Source organism: Alginatibacterium sediminis (assembly GCF_003610775.1).
GTDB classification, from domain to species: Bacteria; Pseudomonadota; Gammaproteobacteria; order Enterobacterales; family Celerinatantimonadaceae; genus Alginatibacterium; species Alginatibacterium sediminis.
Genome location: NZ_RAQO01000009.1, coordinates 98,132 through 119,696, shown reverse-complemented (window position 1 = coordinate 119,696; position 21,565 = coordinate 98,132). Strand labels below are relative to the sequence as shown.

Genomic DNA, 21,565 nt, shown 5'->3' with positions numbered 1-21,565 from the left:
TTAGTTTTATATGGACTCAACCTTAACCAACGCGCCGACAAAACTTCGGCGCTCTTTTTTGCTGGTACTGACAGTTTATCTGCTTGCTGGTATGCATTACTTCCAACACAATCAGGGCGGTAGCGGGCTCGAGCTACCGATTAATCTAGTCGCTTGGGTTTTTATTAGCACCCTAATTGGCCTTGGGCTTTGGCAAATCTCCCTCAATCGAAAAGTCTATTTCCCACCAGCGCTCATTGCAGTCAGTGTCATGACTTTATGTCTATGGATACCGATGCTCTACCCTAATAATCAATTTGCAAGCTTAGCATTGCCGCGACTGTTGGCGCTCAGTGCGGGTGTTCTGATGCTGTTGGCATTTTTTCAGTTCCGGTTTGAACGCCGCCACATCAACATTATTTGTTACTTAATCTTAGTGGCGGTTATTATTGAAGCGGCCTATGGCTTTAGCCAACGTTATTTCTTTGAAATCGGAAACTGGATGGGGTTCAACACCACAGGATATCGCCGGCCTTATGCGATTTTCCAACAACCCAATCCCGCTTCAAGCTTCTTTTTATTCGGACCACTGATTTCAGCCTACTTAATCTGCACCAATTCCAAACTCAAAAACTGGCAACTAGCCTTAATTACCATCAGTTCAGCGGCTGCGGGCTGGATGGTCATGCAAAACGCTTCACGCACCAGCACTATTGCATACGCTATAAGCCTGGTGTTGATGGCACCCTGGCTGTATCAACGCGCTCGAAAAGCTTATCTACAAACTTGGCTCGTTGCCTGTTTACTCGGGGTGTTGGTACCCTACTTAGCGGCGATTTTGATTTCGGGTGAAGCCATTGAAGTGGCAAAGTCGGTGTCGATTCGCGAAACTATTTATTTCACTTGTTTATTGATGATCGCCGCAAAACCACTGTTGGGTTGGGGCTATGGCGGTTTTGATAGCCACTACCATCATCAGCAATTGCTCTACAACCAACAAGGCATTATCAACGATTTCCAGCCCAATATGGCCCATCCCCACAATGAGCTATTTTTGTGGGGCGTTGAAGGTGGATTGCTACCCGTAATCGCAATTGTTGGTTTTAGTCTCTACCTAACCAAAGTGATGTTTAGTCGCGGTTGGAAACGCGGCAGTTTTTATTTTGGTTTACTCTTTCCAATTTTATTCCACTGCATGACTGAATACCCTTTCTATCATGCTGCAGTGCTGTGGTTGCTGTTTTTGTTTGTGGTATTTCTGGTGCTGCATGACACCCAAGCACTGAAAAGCCAAAACGTGCTCTATGATTTTGCACTGCGTTGTTTCGCAATACTGATCCCCATTTTGACCTCGGCATTTATGCTAACCGGGCTTAAGACCGTTGATTTGATTGTGAAATACGAGCGCAACCCAGAAGCCTCTGTGGTTTTACTTGAACAAATAGTCAATCCTTTCCCTATGCTGACCAAAGTCGAATACAACAGTATGACGTATCGTTTAAGGGCAGGCTTAGTATTAGGGCTAGATGATGAATTAGAAGCCTATGTGGAATGGTCAAAAGAGAAAATTGCTAATTTCCCTAGACCTGAGCTTTATCACAACCTAAGTTTGGCCTATCAGCAGCTAGGTCAAATACAACTATCTGATAATATACGCCAGCAAGGTCGCGAACTGTTCCCTAAATCAAGCTTATTACAAGCCGAGCTGCCCCAGAGCAGCGCGACCAGCTCAAGTAGTGATACCAGTCAAAGCCAAGGTATTGGGCTTAGCGAAGGTAAACCCACACTCTCTACTGCAAGTTCTTCTTAAGAACTTTACCCACTGCTGACTTTGGTAACTCGTCTCTAAATTCATAGAGACGGGGCACCTTATACGCAGTGAGTTGCTTACGGCAAAATTGTTTCAATTCTTTTTCGTTCACTGGCGGACCTTTTAATACCAGCACCGCTTTAACAGTTTGTCCGGTAATGTCATCGTCCACACCAATCACTGCTGCTTCCTTAACCTCGGGGTGGCTCATTAGGATCTCTTCAATTTCGCTTGGATAAACGTTGAACCCCGAAACCAACAACATGTCTTTACTACGATCAACCACGTAAAAACGGCCTCTTTCATCCATATAGCCCATATCGCCTGAGCGAAACCAGCCATCAGCGGTGATGGCTTCAGCGCTATCTTGCTCTCGTTTCCAATAACCATCCATCAGTTGCGGGCCTTTAATCCATAACTCCCCAAGCTCGCCAGTTGCTAACTCTTGTTCATTGCTGTCGACTATTTTTATTAAAGTGCTCGGCATCGGCACCCCAATGCCTGGCACAAACGCTTGTTCAGTATGCATACCTGCCGCAACAACCGGCGCACATTCGGTCAGACCATAGCCCTCAATTATCGGCGAGCCTGTAACCTCATGCCATTGCTTGGCCACACTTTCTTGGGTCGACATACCGCCTGCGATTGCGAGTCGGTAGGTACTAAAATCAAGTTTGGAAAACTCCGGGTGGCGCAACAGGCCCACAAACAAGGTATTTAAGCCAAATATTAGCGTGAAGGGGTATTTTTTAAGCTCACCAATAAAGCCGTCCATATCGCGAGGATTGGTTATCAGTAGATTGCTACCACCTAAATACATCACCAACATCAAGCTGACCGTATTGGCAAAGATATGATACAAGGGCAACGGAGTAACCACTTTCTCGTCTTGGTACAAAGTTCGTGGTGCAAAGTGACCAAATACCTGTACCACGTTGGTGAGAATAGCTGCGTGACTAAGAATTGCTCCTTTTGCAACCCCCGTAGTACCGCCGGTATATTGCAAAAATGCCATGTCACTTTGCTTGATTTCAGGGGCTAGAAAGTTATGTTCAGCACCTAACTTAAGACAGTAGCGAAATGATTTTGCATCAGGAAGGTGATAGCTCGGCACCATGCGTTTTACGTACTTAACCACAAAGTTAACTAAAGTTCGCTTGGGCAATGCCAGCATATCGCCGATACGAGTCATGATAACGTGCTTGACCTGGGTCTTTTTGACAACGGCTTCTAGCGTGCTGGCGAAGTTATCTACCACAACAATCACTTCAGCTTCAGAGTCGACCAATTGATGTTCGAGCTCGCGCGCCGTGTAAAGAGGGTTGATATTAACCGCGACTAAACCAGCGCGTAGTACCCCAAACAATGCAATTGGATATTGCAATAGGTTGGGCATCATTAAGCCTACGCGAGTACCCTTTTCGAGCTTAAGCTCATGCCGCAAATAGGCTGAAAAATGACGGCTTTGCTCTTCAAGTTGTGCATAACTGAGCTCATAACCCATATTTACGAATGCGGTTCGCTCTGAAAAGCGCTGACATTGCTGTTCGAAAAAGTCACCCAGATTCTTAAATTGCTCACAGCTTATTTCAGCTGGAACATCGGTCGGGTTATGATCTAACCAAGGCTTGCGCATCTACTTATTCTCTATTATTGCTTCGCGCGCTAATCTGCCACAGACTTAATCAGATTTCATTGCTGTAACTCAAAAATATTAAGATTGCTTGGTTTTCGACTTTTTTTGGCTAATTAGTAAACCAACAACTATCATTGCCAGCCCTATAAAGGTTGCTGATTCAATGGGCTCATCTAAAAAATGACTAATGAAAAATAGTGATAAAAATGGCGAGATGAAAATTAGATTACTTATCTTGGCGGTGTTATTACTTAGTTTTAAGGCTTTAACCCAGCATACAAAAGCGATTCCCATTTCGAAAATACCCACATAACTCGCAGCAAGCCACGCTTTAGGATTAAAACTAGGCAGACCCACACTGAAATAACAAGCGACTAAAATAATCGGAAATCCGAGTAAAAATGCGGCGAGTAAACTAGCGACGGCATCAGCCTGATTACGCGTGTTCAAAATCCAATAACCTGCCCATATCAAGGTACTTAATAGTGCTAATCCAACCCCACTGAGGCTATCAAATTGCATACTCATGATTTGACCACGAGTAGCAATAACCACCACCCCCAAGTACCCAAACAACATGGCTACTAAATCAACTGCACGTAGCTTGTGCCCTAAGAATGGAACCGCCAACAAGGATAAGGTAATTGCCCAGGTATAGTTGAGCGACTGCGCTTGTTGAGCCGGCAGTAGATCGTAGGCTGCAAACAATACGGCGTAATATAAAAAGGGGTTGATGACACCAAGACTCAAGTAATACCAAGGTCGCTGTTGTATACATTGAGCAACTAAATACAGGCGTTTTTGGAAACTTAGAATCACCAATAAAACTAGAATAGATGTCGCACTGGCCAAAAGTACCAGTTGCATCGGTTGTAGCATTTCCAGAGAAAGCTTAAAAGCGGTGGCAACTGTGGACCACATTAAGACGGCGGCAAGGCCATACAAATAGGACTTTTTTTGAGACACAGCCCAAACCTCGATTAAAGAAAAATTGATTAGAGCAGCTCAAGCCTGCAAGTCCAAGAAAATTCTATAAGCTTGTAGCGTCTGCAAACCATATGTACAAAAAAGGCCATCAAAGATGGCCTTTTACTAAATATAAATCTAATTCAAAATCTAAGAGTAGACTTTTATTTTCACCGCTTCATGCATCGACATGGCTAAATTATTATCGTAGTAAGCAGCTTCGTTGATAAACGCAGGATACACAGCGTGCTCGCCCTCATAATAGATGGTTTCACCGCTAAACATCTGAAATAGAGGGTCGCCAGGATTAAGCATCGTGAAATCTTGGTCTTGTACCGACCGATGCACCATACCTAAACGTTCTCCAGACTCGGAAAGGGGCAGTTTTATACTGTCGATGTACCGAAATGCATCAATAGTCTGCGGTAGTTCCGGCAAGCTTTGCTGGTTGTAAGCTTGCAAGAAATCCAAGATCAAACCAGTTATCGACTGCATTTGATCAATAACATCATGGCGCAGCACCGATTGTGGTTGTGGACCAATCTCAATGATCACGCCATAGCGAGCGGTGGTAGCCAACAATTGGTGATCGGCACGAGCCAGGTGATCGTCGTCTCTAACGATTACCACTTCAGGCATATGAAGTTTCAAATATCCCGCTAACAAATTGTAAATAGGGTCTTGTTGCAATAACAAAACACAAGGCCCCATATTCGACGTTGTATTATGCAGGTCGATAATAAAATCAGTTTTAGGATTTTCTTTTGGCCCAAGCTGCTGGTTTAAAGCTTTAGCTCGCGATTGCTCATAATTTGTAAGCTCATGGTTATTTAAATCGTCGAGTTTAAACTGTCGATTTAAATCCGAATCTAAGTAGCGACGATTAGCATCATGAGCTGGAGAATTTGCTAAGACCGTTGTAACATCTAAGCTCGAACGCTCAATAAGCTCTGGGTTTTCTCGCCATTGCTTAACCAAATAGACACCGGTGAATTCGTTACCATGGGTTCCACCCACCACTGCAACTTTGTTTATCGCTTTCATTGTTTTCCTTAAAAGAAATCCATAAGTTCATACTATAGAATAAAAATACACAATAAAAGAATAATTACGCACTTTCAGGATCATTGTTGAAGCTTAAACGATAAGCCTTTGGTGTCATCCCCATGTCTTTCTTAAATACCGCGTACATATATTGCAGTGATGGATAGCCGCATAGTTCCGCAATATCGTTAGTTGATAGGTCGGTATTTCGTAGCAAGTTCATTGCCTGATTGAGCTTAGCCTGATGGATTTCCTGGTGTACCGAATGACCAATATCATCTTTAAAACGGTTCTCCAAATTGGATCGCGAAACCTTCACAAAATCGAGCACTTGATCGACCTTGATCCCCTTACAAGCATTGTGTCGAATAAAGTGCATCGCTTGGATAACATAGGGGTCGCTGAGTGCTTTAAAATCGGTCGATTGACGCTCAATAACGCGATCCGGACCAATCAGTTTTCGCACCGAGCGAACCGTTTGACCTTGCAGCTGTTTGTGCAGCAGTCGGGCCGCTTCAAACCCCATACTACGGCAGCCCTGAGCCACCGAACTTAACGATACTCGACTCAAATGGCGAGTTAAATCTTCGTCGTCAATGCCGATCACAGAGAGACGGTCTGGCACGATTAATCCCAAATGATCGCAAACTTGTAAAATATGACGTGCGCGCGCGTCTGACACCGCTAGCACACCAACCGGATGAGGCAGCGACTGAACCCAATCAGCTAATCGATTAATTGCATACTGCCAGCTATCGGGGGTGGTTTCTAAACCGCGATAAATAGAGCACTCGTAACCATTGGCATTCACTACTTTTTGAAATAATTGTTCGCGCTCTATAGCCCAGCGATTATTGGGATTTTCTGGCATGCCGTAAAAGGCAAAATGCTCTAGACCTTTGAGTCGCAAATGCTCAAAAGCTGCTTGGACTAAGGCTTCGTTGTCAGTTGCAACATAGGGAAGATCAGGATACTGAGCCGGATTCTGGAAAGAACTGCCAACCGCAACCACTGGAACGTTTTTATCTTGTAATACTTTAGCGACCTCGGGATCATCAAAGTCAGCAATAATGCCGTCGCCATGCCAGCGCGATAAACTGTCTAATCGACTAACGAAGTCCTCCTCCAAAAAAACATCCCAGTCACACTGTGAAGCTTGGAGGTAATCACCGATACCTTGGATGACTTGGCGGTCATATACTTTATTGGCATTAAACAGCAGCGTGATCTTATAGCGTTTACTGAACATAGAGTCCTCAAAAATCGGAAGATTAATCGCGAAAATACATAAATGATGGCGCCTAACTGATTCTTTTATTAGGGCACATTGCATCTCAACGAGCAACGAATACTACAATTCTTATAAAATAAGCAACAAAAGTTAGCGTTAACACTAATTAAAGTGAGAGCTAGCGCACGAAAAGTAAATAGCAAAATAAGCTTGGGTATTTTTCATAATTGTGCAAAGACAAAGAACTCTCAACAATGGGGGCACATTCAACGCACCCCCTGAACACTTACGTTTCAAATCAGGGCAACAGGAGCACTTCATGTCGAACTATTTTGGCGATTTAAAAAAAGTCGTGTTTGAGGGAACTCAATCGACTAACCCACTCGCATTCCGTCATTACGACGCGAAAAAGGTCATCCTTGGTAAAACCATGGCCGAGCACCTGCGCTTTTCTGCTTGCTACTGGCATAACTTCTGCTGGAATGGCTACGATATTTTTGGAGCCGGTACTTTTGACCGTCCATGGCAGCGCCCTGGTAATGAAATGGACATGGCAAAAATGAAAGCTGATGCAGCTTTTGATTTGTTCACGAAATTAGGTGTGAACTACTACTCATTTCACGATATCGATGTAGCACCGCAAGGTAACAGCATCAAAGAGTACGTCGAAAACATGAAAGTGATGATGGACGTGCTAGGCAAGAAACAAGATGAAACTGGCATGAAACTAATGTGGGGCACTGCAAACGCATTCTCACATGCTCGTTATATGTCAGGTGCGGGGTCAAACCCAGATCCAGAAGTATTCGCTTATGCGGCAACTCAAGTCTTTACGGCCATGAACGCAACCCATGCACTTGGTGGTGAGAACTACGTACTTTGGGGTGGTCGTGAAGGTTACGAAACACTACTAAATACCGACTTGCGCCAAGAACGCGAGCAACTTGGTCGCTTCTTCCAAATGGTTGTTGAGCACAAACATAAGATTGGCTTTAAAGGCACTATCCTTATCGAGCCTAAACCAGCTGAACCAACCAAGCATCAGTACGACTATGATACGGCAACGGTTTATGGCTTCTTGAAGCAATTTGGTTTAGAAAACGAAATTAAAGTTAACATCGAAGTTAACCACGCAACCTTAGCGGGTCATTCGTTCCACCATGAAATCGCGACTGCTATTTCACTAGGATTATTCGGTTCAATTGATGCAAACCGCGGCGATGCGCAGCTAGGTTGGGATACGGATCAATTCCCGAACAGTGTAGAAGAATGGACGCCAGTTATGCATGACATTCTTAAAGCTGGCGGCTTTACCACAGGTGGCTTGATGTTTGATACTAAACTTCGTCGTCAAAGTATCGACCCAATTGATTTCTTCCACGCTCATATCGGCGGCATGGATACTTGTGCACTAGCGCTAGAAAAAGCGGCTTCATTGATTGAAAGCGACGAGCTTAGCAAGTCTATCGCCAAGCGTTATGCAGGCTGGAGCACAGACTTTGGTAAAGACGTACTTGCTGGTAATTTCAGCTTAGAAAGCCTTGCCAAACACGCCATTAGTAAAGAGCTAGATCCTAAGCACGTTTCAGGTGCGCAAGAGCGTCTTGAGAACGTGATTAACCGCCACATCTATGGCTAAACTTAAGTTTAGTGATACATAGATATACAAAAGCCGAAGCATTTGCCTCGGCTTTTTCGTTAGTATTTATCGCGCTCTTAGTCTAAGTCTTTATTGCGCTCAACATCAACTAAGTAGTCACCTTCAAGCCAATCGCGGCCAATCAATAGCTTGTATTCCATTTTACTACGATCTCTAAGATTCACTGCCACTTCTTTATGGTCATCTTGCCAACGCAAATCCAGCTTCACTTTGTAGCGGTACTCTTTACCTTGTGAGTTACGCACCCCAATGACATCTGAAATAACTGCTTTTACTTCAGTTTCGACACCCTTCTCATTTTCGGTAGAAAACACCAACTTCTGGCCAATATGACTTTCCATTTCTGGTTTCACTTTGTCTTGAAGCTCAGCTTCGGACATACCGTCTTGGTCGATAATTTCATCACCACTTTCAAGGCGGAGATTGATAGCATGTATCGATGTGCTTGCAGCGCCTGTATCAATACGAGTTAAGAATTCAAGCTGGGCTTCCTCAACTTGAATCATTTCTAGAGCACCTACTGTCGATGTCTCACTAGCTTGCGCCAAGCCTCCGAGAACCATCATTGTAAGACCTGCAAATATCGGATTTAGCTTCAACATCAATTTACTCCATTAATTCGATTAGCTATAAATTGTGGCTCAGTCGCTAGCACTATGGCAAGCGATACTGATAACAATTCGCGCCTATAACTATAGGTGACTGTCCCAATCTTTCCAAACCGCCTGATAGCCCGCTTTTTGAATTGCAGCTACCACTTGGTTTGGAGTGCGATTATCATCTATTGAAAATTGCTCTAAAGATTGCTGGCTGTTTTGAGCATAGCCACCAGGCTGAGTACTACTGAACGCACTCATTGTGGTCACCCCTAAAGCGATAACGTTGTCTCTAAAATGCGCTGATTCTCGGGTTGAAAGTGAAATATCGACATCAGGCTGAAATAGGCGATAAGCGCAAATCAGTTGCAATAGCTGACGCTCATCAATCAGCGAACGCGGTTGAAACCCTGTTTCACAGGGACGTAAGCGTGGAAAGGAAATCGAAAATTTACTACGCCAGTAACGTTTTTGTAAATACTGTAGATGCATAGCTAGATAGTAGCTATCCACCCGCCAGTCACTTAAACCAAGCAAAACCCCAAGTCCTATTTTTTTCATTCCAACTTCACCAAGGCGCTCAGCGGTATCTAAACGATAGTTAAAATCACTTTTTTTGCCTTTAACATGAACCTGAGCATAGTGAGCCCGATGGTAGGTTTCTTGATAGACCAATACCGCGTCCAGCCCAAGGCTTTGTAACTCTTGATATTCCTTTTTCTCTAAGGGCTGAACTTCCATGCTCAAGTGTGAAAAATGTTGCTTAACTTTGGGTAAAACTTGACGAAAGTAATCCATACCCACTCGGCGCTCAGACTCACCTGTTACCAATAGAATGTGCTCAAAACCCCAGTCTTTGATGGCTAAGAGCTCGTCTTCAAGTTCGCTCATATCTAAAGTTTTGCGGCGTATTTTATTCTCCATAGAGAAACCACAGTAACTGCAAATATTGCTACATAAATTACTAAGATACAGCGGTATATAAAGCTGTTGTGTTTTGCCAAAGCGTTGCTGGGTAATCTGTTGACTCAATTGAGCCATCGTTTCCAAGTAGTCCGCAGCAGCGGGCGAGATTAAAGCTTGGAAATCGTGTAGAGCTAAGCGTTGTCCTCGCTGTGCTTTGGCGATTGCCGCTTCAACCGAGCTGGCATTGACGCCAAAGAGTTGCATGCGCTGGTGATCCCAGTCCATGTTCGCCAACTCTTGTTCAAAACTTTTTGCGATAGCCATTATTTAAGCACCCGCATTCAAAAAATCGGTCATTGGGCTGGAGGCTATGGCAGCAATTGATTGCCCCCCTAGACCGGCTAGGTAGGCCATGCGTCCTGCTTCAACGGCTAGTTTAAACGCTAGCGCCATCGCTTGAGGATCGCTTGCTACTGCAATCGCAGTATTAACCAACACCGCATCTGCGCCTAACTCCATAGCGAGCGCGGCATCAGAAGGGCGCCCAATTCCAGCATCAACGATCACTGGAACTTGAGACTGCTCGATGATTATTTTCAAAAAGTCTCGGGTCTGCAAACCTTGATTACTGCCGATAGGTGCCGCTAGCGGCATCACTGCCGCACAACCAATTTCTTCTAAGCGCTTACACAAAACAGGATCGGCATGCACATAGGGCAGCACCACAAACCCCTCTTTCACCAACACTTCTGCGGCGGCTAAGGTCTCGATTGGGTCTGGAAGTAAATAACGAGGGTCGGGATGGATCTCTAGCTTCAACCAAGGTGTTTGCAAGGCTTCTCTGGCCAATCGCGCAGCCAGTATCGCTTCTTTGGCTGTATAAGCTCCTGAGGTATTGGGTAAAAGTTTGACTCCACTTTCCAACAGCGGACCTAAGAGGTCATCACCACGAGACTTCAGATCGAGTCGCTTCATGGCCATGGTGACCAGCTCACTGCCACTTGCCTCAAGGCTTGAAAGCATCTGTTGCGAGTTTGAAAACTTCCCGGTTCCGGTGAATAAACGGCTGCTAAATTGATGCTCTGCTATGGTTAACATCGTTTAGCCCCCCGCTATCGCGTGAAAGACTTGTAGTTTAAGGCCTTGTTCAAGCGGAAACTCTGACCAGTCACTACTTGGGATAACCTCGCCATCAATCGCAATGGCAGTGCCTTTTGTTTCAACATCTAGTTGATTCAATAATTGGCTTAATGACATTGGGGGGGTCAGATTATGCGGCTGACCATTTAGTAATATCTGAATTTGATTCATTCAATTCTCCATTCCCCAATGTCTGATGCAACTAACTAGCGCAGCACGGACACTCAGGGTTAGACCGAATCTTAACGTGCATCCACTCTAAGTTTCGGCCATCAAAGTGACTAAAGCGCCCCCACTGTGGTGAGGGCATCTGCGCTATAAACTTAAGCGCTTCTAAAGCTTGTAAGGTTGCCATCGTGCCGACAACCGGCCCCAAAATACCTGCCGTTGCGCAGTTTAATTGCTGCTCAACGGCGTTGGGGAATAGGCACTGGTAACAAGCAGATGTTGACCTAAAATCAAACATCATCAGCTGCCCATCAAAGGCAACCGCGGCACCACTTATCAAGGGCGTATTCGTCTGTTTGCATGCCGTGTTAACTGCATAGCGCGTTGCTATATTGTCGCTACAATCAAGCACAACATCAGCCAGCTGCGCTTCCATTTGCAACTGCTGACCTTCAAGTCGACGCGACACGGTGCGTACTTGGAGCTCACTATTGATGCTTAGTAGCTGTTCTCGCGCGGCTTCAACCTTGAGCTGCCCAAGGTTAGACTCGCGGTACAAAACTTGCCGCTGCAAATTGCTTTCTTCAAGTGTGTCAAAGTCGGCAATCACCAATTGCCCTACTCCTGCCGCAGCTAGATACTGAGCAGCGACGCTCCCTAACCCTCCCATTCCAACTAACAAGACTTTGGCATCTAGCAAGCGCTGTTGCCCGATTTCACCAATATCTGCGAGTAGCAGATGACGGCTATAGCGGCGGGCTTGATGGTCGTTTAGTAGGGATACGGACATGGCTTAGCTTCCTATCGATGACAAAGATTGCTGTATATCTTCATCATACATAAGGCCCTGTAGTCGAGTCACGGCTTGTTGTAAATCAGTGGCTTGAGTAACCGCTCGCACCACTGCAATACTGCCAACACCACAGCGCGCCACCGCTGACATTTTTGAGGCATCAATGCCGCCTATAGCAACTAAGGGATAGTCATTAATTAATTCGGCATAATCCTTTAAGCGCTTTAGTCCTTGCGGCTTTGACGGCATATCTTTGGTTGTGGTTGGGAATATATGTCCTAAAGCCAGGTAACTCGGCCTAAGTTGGTGTGCACGCAGCAGTTCATAGTAACCATGGGTGCTTAATCCAAGGCGCACACCCGCTAGCTGAATTTCAGCGAGATCCGCAGCTTGGATATCCTCTTGTCCAAGGTGCACCCCGTAAGCATTGTGCTTAATTGCAAGTTGCCAGTAGTCATTAATAAAAACCCGCGCGTCAAACTGGCTACCCAATATTATCGCTTTCTTAATTTGCGCCTCTAAGTCACTACGCTTGGGGTCTTTAATCCTCAATTGCATCGTTTTAATGCCAAGATTGAGTAGCTTTTCTATCCAAAGCACATCGTCAACCACTGGGTATAATCCCAATGCTTGTACGCCACAATCCTTAAACGCAGCCTTTGGAAGTGGCCAAGCTGGTTGAGGTATCGCATAAGCTTTAGCTAACTCGCCAGTTTCAATCACTTGAGGAAAAAACGCGCGTGATTTTGGCCAACCCAAGTGCGCTATACTACCGGTGCTAAGTTGCCCGGTACTAGACACACTGCCTGTAGCCGCGCTTAGCCCCTGATTAATATAAGCTTTGGCTACCACGAATGCGTCTTCTAATGGGTAGCCTAAAGCCAGCATAGAGGCCAATGCACTCGCGAAGCTGCACCCGGTGCCATGCTGATGTTCAGTTTGTATGCGAGGACTGCTTAGCAATATATGTTGCTCACCGACAAGTAAGTCAAGCGCCGCATCATTGAAGTTATAATGCCCGCCCTTGGCGATGACGGTTTTCACCCCCTGGTGACGCAGCGCAGCGCAGGCCTTAAGTACTGCTGTTGGGCTATCACAAGCAATATCGCTCAAAAACTCTAGCTCATGCGCATTGGGGGTGATGACGTCAACTACGGGTAATAACACTCCGTAATCAGTCCGCGTCACACCACTTTGCATGTGCCCAGATGTGCTGCTTTTAACCACCGGGTCAAAAACGACCAACATCCCTGGCAGTTGTGCTTTAAGCGCTAACAGCATGTTCGCCACAATGGTAAATTGCGCCGAATTAGCCAACAACCCTATTTTCACAACTGCTGGAACCATATTGATGGACAAAGCCTCTATTTGGGAACGAAAAATATCATCCCCAACCGCTTCAATAGCTTCGAAACTCGAAGCGGTCTGCGCAGTAACCGCGCTGACAACCGTGGCAATTTGCACTGAAAAGTCATGGCCACTAAGTAAGTCGGCTTGGATCCCAGCACCGCAGCACGTATCCGAGCCACCAATGAACCACACCAGCGGTGATTGATTGTTAGCCGTCTCGCTATCCATTACTGCTCACTTCCAATTCATGATAGATGGCACTGCCCTTATCTTTAAACTCTTGTGATTTTTCGGCCATCCCAACTTGAATACTGTCGCTAATTTCGATGTTCTTCAGCTCTAAATCTTTGGCGTAGTCGCGCACTTCTTGGCTGATTTTCATCGAGCAGAATTTCGGCCCGCACATGGAGCAGAAATGTGCGACTTTGGCAGACTCTTGCGGTAGGGTTGCATCGTGATAAGTGCGGGCCGTGATTGGATCAATGGCTAAGTTAAACTGGTCTTCCCAGCGAAACTCGAAACGCGCTTTACTCATCGCATTATCACGAACTTGCGCACCGGTATGGCCTTTGGCTAAGTCTGCGGCATGCGCTGCAATCTTGTAGGCAATCAGCCCTTGCTTAACATCCTCTTTATCGGGAAGTCCTAGATGTTCCTTAGGGGTAACATAACAAAGCATGGCGCAACCAAACCAGCCAATCATCGCCGCACCTATTCCCGATGAGAAATGGTCGTAGCCCGGAGAAATATCCGTTACCAATGGCCCTAATGTATAAAATGGCGCTTCGTCGCAGACTTCAAGCTGCTTTTCCATATTCTCTTTGATCATTTGCATCGGCACATGACCAGGTCCTTCGATGATAACTTGCACATCATGAGCCCAGGCCACTTTGGTCAGCTCTCCTAAGGTTTCTAGTTCTGCAAATTGAGCTTCGTCATTGGCGTCAGCAATTGACCCCGGCCGCATGCCATCACCAAGCGACAAGCTAACATCATAAGCGGCGCAAATTTCGCAAATCTCTTTGAAGTTCTCATACAAAAAACTTTCTTTGTGGTGGGACAAACACCACTTGGCCATGATTGAACCACCACGTGAAACGATGCCCGTTAAACGTTTAGCTGTCATTGGCACATAGCGCAATAGCACCCCAGCATGTATCGTAAAATAGTCAACACCTTGTTCGGCTTGCTCAATCAAGGTGTCGCGAAAGACTTCCCAAGTGAGGTCTTCTGCAACGCCGTTTACTTTTTCCAGTGCTTGATATATCGGAACTGTGCCAATAGGTACCGGTGAATTACGAATAATCCATTCACGAGTTTCATGAATGTAACGCCCGGTAGATAAATCCATTACCGTATCCGCGCCCCAACGAGTTGACCAAACTAGCTTTTCAACTTCTTCTTCAATCGACGAGCTCACCGCAGAGTTACCAATATTGGCGTTCACTTTGACCAAAAAGTTTCGTCCGATAATCATCGGTTCCGCTTCGGGATGATTAATGTTCGAAGGAATGATAGCTCGTCCGCGAGCCACTTCTTCACGTACAAATTCAGCGGTGATCTGCGTTGGAAGAGTCGCACCAAAGCCTTCACCCTTTTGTTGTTGGTCTCTAAGCTCTTGAGCTAGCAAGTCGCGCCCCAAGTTTTCACGGATAGCGATGTATTCCATTTCAGGGGTAATAATACCTTGGCGCGCATAGTGAATTTGGGTCACACATTTTCCAGCAAGCGCTTTTCTAACCGCAGGTAACTGTTCAAAACGAATATGGTCTAAACCTTCATCGGCTAAGCGTTGCTGAGAAAAGTTAGAACTTTTTTGATCCAATACAAAAGTATCGCCCCGCTGTTCTATCCATGCTTGGCGCAGTTTATCTAAGCCGCGTCTGACATCGATGTCTGCGTTAGCTTCACCATAGGCGCCAGAGCAATCGTATACGCGAACCGGATCATTGGTTTCGTATATAGGAGTGTCTTTACCACCACCAACAAGGGAATCGCTAAGTTGAATTTCACGCATACCGACTTGAATGTCAGGGCTAGAGCCTTCAACAAAAATACGTGTAGAGTTAGGGAACGCTTGCGCTTTTAAGGTGTCGATAAATGCTTGGGCAGCAGCGCGGTTTTCACGACGCGACGGTTTACTTGAACTTGACATGTTAGGCCTCTGAGCTCTAATTGAGTGTTGTGCCATGGGCACACGAGGCTTGTCGGGAGGAATGCAGCATAATGCTGTTAAAAACTAATTATCTTGGGATAAACGAAACCCAAACAATTGGTGGTTTCCCCTTGTTCCCTGCGCAGGCATTATCCTGATCAGGTTATACGGATCCCGTACTACGACTACATTTGTAGTCAACGGTCTCAGCCTTTCGGCACTCCGACAAGTTGCATAGATTATAGGGGGGCTTTAGTTCAAGAAACAAGCCCTTAATTAAATGAATGAGTAATCAAGGGCTTAATTGGCAACAACGGCTTCGTTTTGCCCAACAAACTAAGTAAATAGCAAGCCGATGCTAAACAAAACATTCCACAAAAACGCCGCTTTTGCAGTTGCAGGTAATTGCCGATCCAGTACTTGCGCATCGTCGCTGCGCAGCACTTGAACGCATGCTTTTGACAGGGGCAACAACGCAAAAAGAAACACTAAACTCCAGATTGATGTTTGCGATTGCAACGCCAATTGTAGACTTGCGACTAAGGCTAGCGCTAGTAATAACAAATGATATAAACGGGCGTTTCTCAGACCTAGCTTTACCGCAAAGGTCGTCTTTCCGGCCATTTTATCCGGTTCTAAATCTCTAATATTGTTGATATTGAGAACCATTGTGGCTAGCGCACCGCTGGCAATACCTGCGCCCCAAATCCAAATCGGCAGCGTCTGGGTATGCAAATAATAGGTACCTAACACCGAGACTAAACCAAAAAAAGTAAATACCGCGATATCGCCGTAACCTTGGTAGCCATAAGGCCGCTTACCCATCGTATAGGCGACAGCGGCCACCAGCGCCATGGCTCCAAGTCCGATAAAAAATAACCAAGGCAATAATTGCGAACCAAGGGCCAATTTTAATAGTAATAAACCGCTCACTAAAGCCGCCAATGCGCACAGTTTAATACCACGTAACATCTGCTCAGCACTTAGCAGACCAGCCTGAATTGCTCGTTTAGGCCCCAACCGCGTTTCGTCATCGGTGCCTTTTTCAGCGTCACCATAATCGTTCGCCAGATTAGACAAAATCTGTAACAGCAACGCGGTGCATAAGCTTAGTAAAAACACTGACCATTGAAATTGCTGCTGGCTTGCCGCTAAAGCAGATGCCAGCAAAACAGAACCACTGGCCAAGGGTAATGTTCGTAATCGTGCAGCATGGATCCAAGGATTCAAACGTGCGACTCCATAATATTGAATATGCACATTTTAGCGGCTTACTCACCGCATACAAGCCTTGCTCGACAATTCAGAAACTTAACCAATTTCGGTTTAGTTTGCGCAACGTCAAAGCAGCTTAAGTTGAGGCTGTGAACTTTGCCTCAAAAGCGCTACATTGTGTAAATGCACAAATTGGGTCTAGTAAGCCCCTGAATTGAAAGACGAGAGCCTTGATTAGTATCGACTCGACTGCCTTTGAAAAAGCCTTAGAAGGCTTAGCAGCAACAAATTTGGCCGGTTATCAGCAGCTAAAGTTTAGCTGCCTGAAGGTGGATCCCTTAGCCTGGCTAAATCAACAATTACATACCGTTCGTGGTTATTGGAGCGAGCCTAGTGGCGCACATACCGCGTTTGTAGGACAAGCATGCGATTTACTCAGCCCTGAGCAACTGCAAAATGCTTGCGAAAGCCTCAATCATAATGATGACAGTTTACGATTCTACGGCGGCATGGCATTTAGTCGTCGCAGCGCTCAGTGGCCAGGATTTCCGCAACGCAGATTTGTTCTTCCTCGCTTTGAACTAAGACAAAATGCGCAATTGAGTGAATTTGTTATTAATGCGGATTTTCATAATAATCCACGCCAAGAAATCGAACTCATTCGAAGCCAATTTTATGCTTTGCAAGACCCACATCCATTACCGCCCCTGTCGTGCCAACTGCGCCAATATAGTTATCAGCCTAATTTTGAACGCTGGCAAAAACTTGTCGATGAAGTCACAGCCCCAAGCTTCCAAGCTCATACTGCAAAAGTGGTGTTAGCGCGCCAGACCCAAATAAAGCTCGACCGCGAATTGAACCCTTTTACCCTCATCGATCATTGGCAAAAACGGGAACAACAGTGTTATAGCTTTGTTTTTCAATTTGATGGTGTACACAGTTTTGTTGGTTGTAGTCCCGAGCGCCTCTATTCACGCGATGGCTTAGATCTTAGAACCGAAGCTTTAGCGGGCACAGCTCCAAGGCATATTGATCCCGCTCAAGATATTGAATTAGCCAATCGCTTGCTCGAAGATGACAAAAACCAACGAGAAAACCAAATTGTAGTCGACGATCTAGTTCGGCGACTTCAAGAAATAAGCCTTCATGTGCAGCCGCAAGCTCACACCGAATTGCTGCGATTACGTCGCGTACAGCATCTAAAAAGGCCAATCCATGCAACGATCAGTCCCGATCTTGATGATTCCGCGTTGTTGAGTACGCTACATCCGACACCTGCGGTTGGCGGTTTACCGCGCTCAAGTGCAATGCGCTTTATCGAACAAAAAGAAGGTTTTGATCGCGGTTGGTACAGTGGTGCAGTGGGTTGGTTCAGTGGCGAACGCAGCGAGTTTTCGGTAGCCATTCGCTCGGCTTTGTTAAGTCCAACCAGCCTTAATACCTACGCGGGTGCAGGTATTGTTGAAGGCAGTCAAGCTCAAGAAGAGTGGGACGAATTAAACCATAAAACCGCAGCTCTCTTAGATCTATTGCAACTCGATTTGGACAGCTTGAGCGCATGATAAAAATGGCGAGTCACTTTAGCGAACTATGGGCGCAGTTAATCATCGAAGAGTTAGTACGCTTAGGATTGAATAGCATTTGTATCGCACCCGGTTCTCGCTCTACTCCTTTAACCATCGCTGCAGCGCAGCACCCAACACTCACATGCTTTACCCACTTTGATGAACGCGGCTTAGGGTTTTTCGCCCTTGGAATCGCCAAAAGCACCCAGCAACCCGTCGCCATTCTAACCACTTCAGGAAGCGCCGTCGCAAACCTGTTACCAGCGCTAGTGGAAGCCAAACAAAGTGCAAACCAATTACTCGTATTAAGCGCTGACCGCCCACAGGAGCTAATCGGGGTTGGAGCTAACCAAGCGATAGACCAACGCGGCATTTTTTCGAACTTTGTGGTTGGCAGTGATGACTTACCCGCAGCCTCAAGCGAGATAAGCGCCCTAAGTTTGCTTTCTCGCATCGATCAACTTTGGCAAACAATGCTAAGTCTTCAAGGCCCTGTCCAGCTCAACTGTCCTTTTCGCGAACCTCTGTATCCCAACAAAAATCCAATCGACTTTGAAAATTATTTGACTGAACTGAACACTTGGCAAAGTTCTGAAGTGGCTTTAACTGAGCTTGAGCAACCCAATGAAAACAAACAAGTACTCAACATTGCGGCAAGTTCTAAGGTACTGGTCATTATTGCACGCCAAGTCGATGCGACCCGGGCGCAGCGCATAGCTGACTGGGCACAGCAACAACAACTACCGGTATTGACCGACGTCCAAGCGCAGTTGTTACATCACCCACATTGCTTAGCCAACTCCGAGAGTTTAGCTTTAGTAGCGAATACCACCTTAGATGCAGACGTCATTTTACAATTTGGTACGCAATTAGTCGGTAAATCACTCGCTACATGGCTAGAGCAACAAGTAAAGCGTGGTTGTCAGTGGCATTTAATTGAAAATAGCCCCTGTGTTTTTAATCCCGCTAGGCTTGCGCAACAGCAGTGGCTTGAACTCGACCTAACAAGGACTCGCATTGAAGCGAACCACGCCTATCTGCGTGATTGGACTACACAAGCATCCAAGGTCGAAGCGCTTAGCCAGCAGTTTTTGGCACAACACATCGACAGTGAGTTAGGCTTAGCTAGTGTGCTTTGTTCTCGCCTAACCCAACTAGAGCAGATATTTATTGGAAACAGCTTAGGCATTCGACTGTTTGACCGATTTGCGTCTAGTCCCCAAGCGCTAAGGGTACATGCTAGTCGCGGGGCATCGGGTATCGACGGCCTACTGGCCACTTCCTTTGGTATGCATCAAGCGCAACCAGGCCATAGTTTAGCGCTGATCGGAGATACCTCTGCACTGTATGATTTGAACTCCATGGCTCTTTGGTCTCGCTTAAGCGGCTCTATGGTGGTGGTGGTGGTTAATAATGATGGCGGTGAAATTTTTGCAATGCTAGACGGCGCTGGTGACGAAACACTCCAACGCAACTACTATCAAATGCCGCACGGCTTAAGCTTTGAGTTCGCAGCCAAACAATTTAATATAAATTATCAAGTCACTTCCAGCAGCGCTGAACTCATCGAGAACGTCTCACTAGCCTTTGAAAAGCAGCAACATTTACTTATTGAGTATAAAGTTCCTGCAGGCCAAGCAAGCAGCTTACTCAAACAATTTAATCAGCTTTTACGCAGTCAGCTTTGCACAGAAGCGACTATTGATGGGCGCCTTCAGCATGACTCATAAGCCTAGCATCAAACCCACTCTGGTGCTGCTGCACGGGTTTTTAGGGCAGTCTATTGATTGGCAGCAACATATAGAATTGCTGTCCAAGCGCTTTAATTGCATTGCTCTAGACTTAGCCTTCCATGGTAAAAATGCTCAACAAAGCTGCGACGGTATTCCGGGTTACGCGCGACACATTCGCCGACAACTGCAACAGCAAGCAATCGGAGACTTTCACCTACTGGGTTACTCGCTTGGTGGTCGGGTTGCAATCGAACTGTGTTTACAAAATCTAAGCTCGAACGAATTTGAGATCCAAAGTCTAATTATCGAAAGTAGCCACTTTGGACTCAGTAGTAACAATGAACGCAGCCAACGGTGGCAAGCGGACCAACAATGGGCAGAGCGCTTTGTCCGACAAGATTTAAAGCAAACGCTCCAGCAGTGGTATCAGCAAAGTGTCTTCGAATCGCTGCCTCCAGCATTGCGAGAACGCATTATCAAGCAACGACAAACACAAGACCCAGAAATACTAGCTCAAGCGATTTTGTCTGCCAGCATTGCCAAGCAGAACGACTATAGCCAAGCCTTAGCTCGCTTAGACTTTCCTGTCATGTTGATTAATGGTGAACTCGATACAAAATATCAGCAATTTTATCAAGCTCATGTTAAGAGTTTTAATCACTGTCACTGGAATCCCATTCCCTTAGCAGGGCATAATACCCACTTGGAACAACCGCAAACCTTTTGTAACGCGGTCATCAACTTTATTGGTTAAGAGAATTCTCATGCAAGCAAGCCCCAAAAGTGTCGATTGGCAAGATGTTAGTGCCGAATTTAGCGATATCCTTTATCACAAGTCTGCCTGTGGTATTGCCAAAATCACCATCAATCGCCCGCAAGTTCGCAATGCGTTTCGCCCATTGACCGTGCAAGAAATGTCAACCGCACTTGCTGATGCTCGTTACGATGAAAGCATTGGTGTGATCATACTAACTGGCGCTGGCGATTTAGCTTTTTGCTCAGGCGGCGATCAAAGCGTACGTGGTGACTACGGTGGCTATCAAGATGAAAGCGGTGTGCACCATTTGAACGTATTAGACTTTCAACGTCAGATCCGCACTAGTCCCAAACCAGTGATTGCAATGGTAGCGGGTTACGCTGTTGGAGGCGGTCATGTACTGCACATGCTTTGCGATATCACTATTGCTGCTGAAAACGCTCAATTTGGTCAAACAGGACCCAAAGTCGGTTCATTTGATGGCGGCTGGGGCGCAAGCTACATGGCGCGTATAGTTGGACAAAAGAAAGCTCGCGAAATTTGGTTCACCTGTCGCATGTATGATGCAAAACAAGCCTTGGATATGGGACTGGTAAATACCGTAGTTGCTTTGGACCAACTTGAGCAAGAAACTGTACAGATGTGTCACGAAATATTACAAAACAGCCCAATGGCGATACGCTGCTTGAAGGCCGCACTAAACGCCGATTGCGATGGCCAAGCTGGATTACAAGAATTGGCTGGTAATGCAACAATGCTGTTCTATATGACCGAAGAAGGTCAAGAAGGTCGCAATGCATTTAACGAAAAGCGCGCACCTGACTTTAGCCGCTTTAAACGTAACCCATAGTTAAGCGTTAA

18 protein-coding genes and 1 riboswitch are annotated in these 21,565 nt (G+C 45.9%); of the genes, 6 read left to right on the top strand and 12 right to left on the bottom strand.

From position 1 onward, the window contains the following. The first annotated feature begins 10 nt into the window (after positions 1 to 10). Entirely contained in the window at positions 11 to 1,789 is a 1,779-nt protein-coding gene (locus DBZ36_RS16880; RefSeq protein WP_120356144.1) for a PglL family O-oligosaccharyltransferase, read from the top strand. Here the strand turns inward: DBZ36_RS16880 and DBZ36_RS16875 are convergent. From DBZ36_RS16875 to DBZ36_RS16860, 4 genes are all read right to left on the bottom strand, one after another. Continuing rightward, positions 1,770 to 3,425 carry an AMP-binding protein gene (locus DBZ36_RS16875; RefSeq protein ID WP_120356143.1) on the bottom strand — a complete coding sequence of 552 codons (1,656 nt, stop codon included), beginning with the start codon at positions 3,423 to 3,425 and terminating at the stop codon, positions 1,770 to 1,772. The genes DBZ36_RS16880 and DBZ36_RS16875 overlap by 20 nt on opposite strands. A 78-nt stretch (positions 3,426 to 3,503) precedes the next feature. Beyond that, entirely contained in the window at positions 3,504 to 4,391 is an 888-nt protein-coding gene (locus tag DBZ36_RS16870; protein WP_267900185.1) for a DMT family transporter, read from the bottom strand. Between the two features lie 150 nt (positions 4,392 to 4,541). Then, the gene (locus DBZ36_RS16865; protein ID WP_120356142.1) at positions 4,542 to 5,435 is read right to left on the bottom strand and encodes an aspartoacylase; all 894 of its coding nucleotides are present in this window, start codon (positions 5,433 to 5,435) and stop codon (positions 4,542 to 4,544) included. A 64-nt stretch (positions 5,436 to 5,499) separates the two neighbouring features. Continuing rightward, a complete protein-coding gene (locus DBZ36_RS16860) occupies positions 5,500 to 6,684 on the bottom strand; it encodes a XylR family transcriptional regulator (protein ID WP_120356141.1) in 1,185 nt (394 codons plus the stop codon). A 301-nt stretch (positions 6,685 to 6,985) separates the two neighbouring features. Here DBZ36_RS16860 and xylA point away from each other — a divergent pair, with 301 nt between their 5' ends. Continuing rightward, positions 6,986 to 8,305, top strand: coding sequence for a xylose isomerase (gene xylA / locus DBZ36_RS16855; RefSeq protein ID WP_120356140.1), 1,320 nt, complete (start codon positions 6,986 to 6,988; stop codon positions 8,303 to 8,305). Between the two features lie 77 nt (positions 8,306 to 8,382). On the opposite strand, the gene DBZ36_RS16850 is transcribed toward xylA, so the two are convergent. The 8 genes from DBZ36_RS16850 to menA form a co-directional block, all read right to left on the bottom strand. After that, positions 8,383 to 8,928: a putative ATP-dependent zinc protease gene (locus tag DBZ36_RS16850; RefSeq protein WP_120356139.1), complete on the bottom strand. Its 546-nt coding sequence runs from the start codon at positions 8,926 to 8,928 to the stop codon at positions 8,383 to 8,385. 90 nt (positions 8,929 to 9,018) lie between these two features. Beyond that, positions 9,019 to 10,152, bottom strand: a complete 1,134-nt coding sequence (gene thiH, locus DBZ36_RS16845) for a 2-iminoacetate synthase ThiH (RefSeq protein ID WP_120356138.1) — start codon at positions 10,150 to 10,152, stop codon at positions 9,019 to 9,021. 3 nt (positions 10,153 to 10,155) lie between these two features. Further along, positions 10,156 to 10,926, bottom strand: a complete 771-nt coding sequence (locus DBZ36_RS16840) for a thiazole synthase (protein ID WP_120356137.1) — start codon at positions 10,924 to 10,926, stop codon at positions 10,156 to 10,158. A 3-nt stretch (positions 10,927 to 10,929) separates the two neighbouring features. Continuing rightward, positions 10,930 to 11,139, bottom strand: coding sequence for a sulfur carrier protein ThiS (gene thiS, locus DBZ36_RS16835; protein ID WP_120356136.1), 210 nt, complete (start codon positions 11,137 to 11,139; stop codon positions 10,930 to 10,932). A 31-nt stretch (positions 11,140 to 11,170) separates the two neighbouring features. Then, positions 11,171 to 11,926 carry a HesA/MoeB/ThiF family protein gene (locus DBZ36_RS16830; protein ID WP_120356135.1) on the bottom strand — a complete coding sequence of 252 codons (756 nt, stop codon included), beginning with the start codon at positions 11,924 to 11,926 and terminating at the stop codon, positions 11,171 to 11,173. A gap of 3 nt (positions 11,927 to 11,929) precedes the next feature. After that, the gene (gene thiE / locus DBZ36_RS16825; protein ID WP_120356134.1) at positions 11,930 to 13,507 is read right to left on the bottom strand and encodes a thiamine phosphate synthase; all 1,578 of its coding nucleotides are present in this window, start codon (positions 13,505 to 13,507) and stop codon (positions 11,930 to 11,932) included. Then, positions 13,500 to 15,434, bottom strand: coding sequence for a phosphomethylpyrimidine synthase ThiC (gene thiC / locus DBZ36_RS16820; protein WP_120356133.1), 1,935 nt, complete (start codon positions 15,432 to 15,434; stop codon positions 13,500 to 13,502). The genes thiE and thiC overlap by 8 nt, the downstream gene beginning before the upstream one ends. A 118-nt stretch (positions 15,435 to 15,552) precedes the next feature. After that, positions 15,553 to 15,669, bottom strand: a riboswitch (TPP riboswitch). Positions 15,670 to 15,770: 101 nt separating this feature from the next. Beyond that, positions 15,771 to 16,664: a 1,4-dihydroxy-2-naphthoate octaprenyltransferase gene (gene menA / locus DBZ36_RS16815; protein ID WP_199711909.1), complete on the bottom strand. Its 894-nt coding sequence runs from the start codon at positions 16,662 to 16,664 to the stop codon at positions 15,771 to 15,773. Between the two features lie 215 nt (positions 16,665 to 16,879). On the opposite strand from menA, the gene DBZ36_RS16810 reads away from it, so the two are divergent. The 4 genes from DBZ36_RS16810 to menB are packed head-to-tail and all read left to right on the top strand — an operon-like array spanning position 16,880 to position 21,554. Further along, positions 16,880 to 18,211: an isochorismate synthase gene (locus DBZ36_RS16810; protein WP_120356132.1), complete on the top strand. Its 1,332-nt coding sequence runs from the start codon at positions 16,880 to 16,882 to the stop codon at positions 18,209 to 18,211. Next, positions 18,208 to 19,944: a 2-succinyl-5-enolpyruvyl-6-hydroxy-3-cyclohexene-1-carboxylic-acid synthase gene (menD, locus tag DBZ36_RS16805; RefSeq protein WP_120356131.1), complete on the top strand. Its 1,737-nt coding sequence runs from the start codon at positions 18,208 to 18,210 to the stop codon at positions 19,942 to 19,944. The genes DBZ36_RS16810 and menD overlap by 4 nt, the downstream gene beginning before the upstream one ends. After that, complete coding sequence (gene menH / locus DBZ36_RS16800; RefSeq protein ID WP_158589132.1) at positions 19,934 to 20,701, top strand: 2-succinyl-6-hydroxy-2,4-cyclohexadiene-1-carboxylate synthase; 768 nt, start codon at positions 19,934 to 19,936, stop codon at positions 20,699 to 20,701. Before menD ends, menH begins: the two co-directional genes overlap by 11 nt. 10 nt (positions 20,702 to 20,711) lie before the next feature. Next, positions 20,712 to 21,554 (top strand): 1,4-dihydroxy-2-naphthoyl-CoA synthase, encoded by an 843-nt coding sequence (gene menB / locus DBZ36_RS16795; RefSeq protein WP_120356129.1) that lies wholly within the window; start codon positions 20,712 to 20,714, stop codon positions 21,552 to 21,554. Positions 21,555 to 21,565 lie beyond the last annotated feature (11 nt).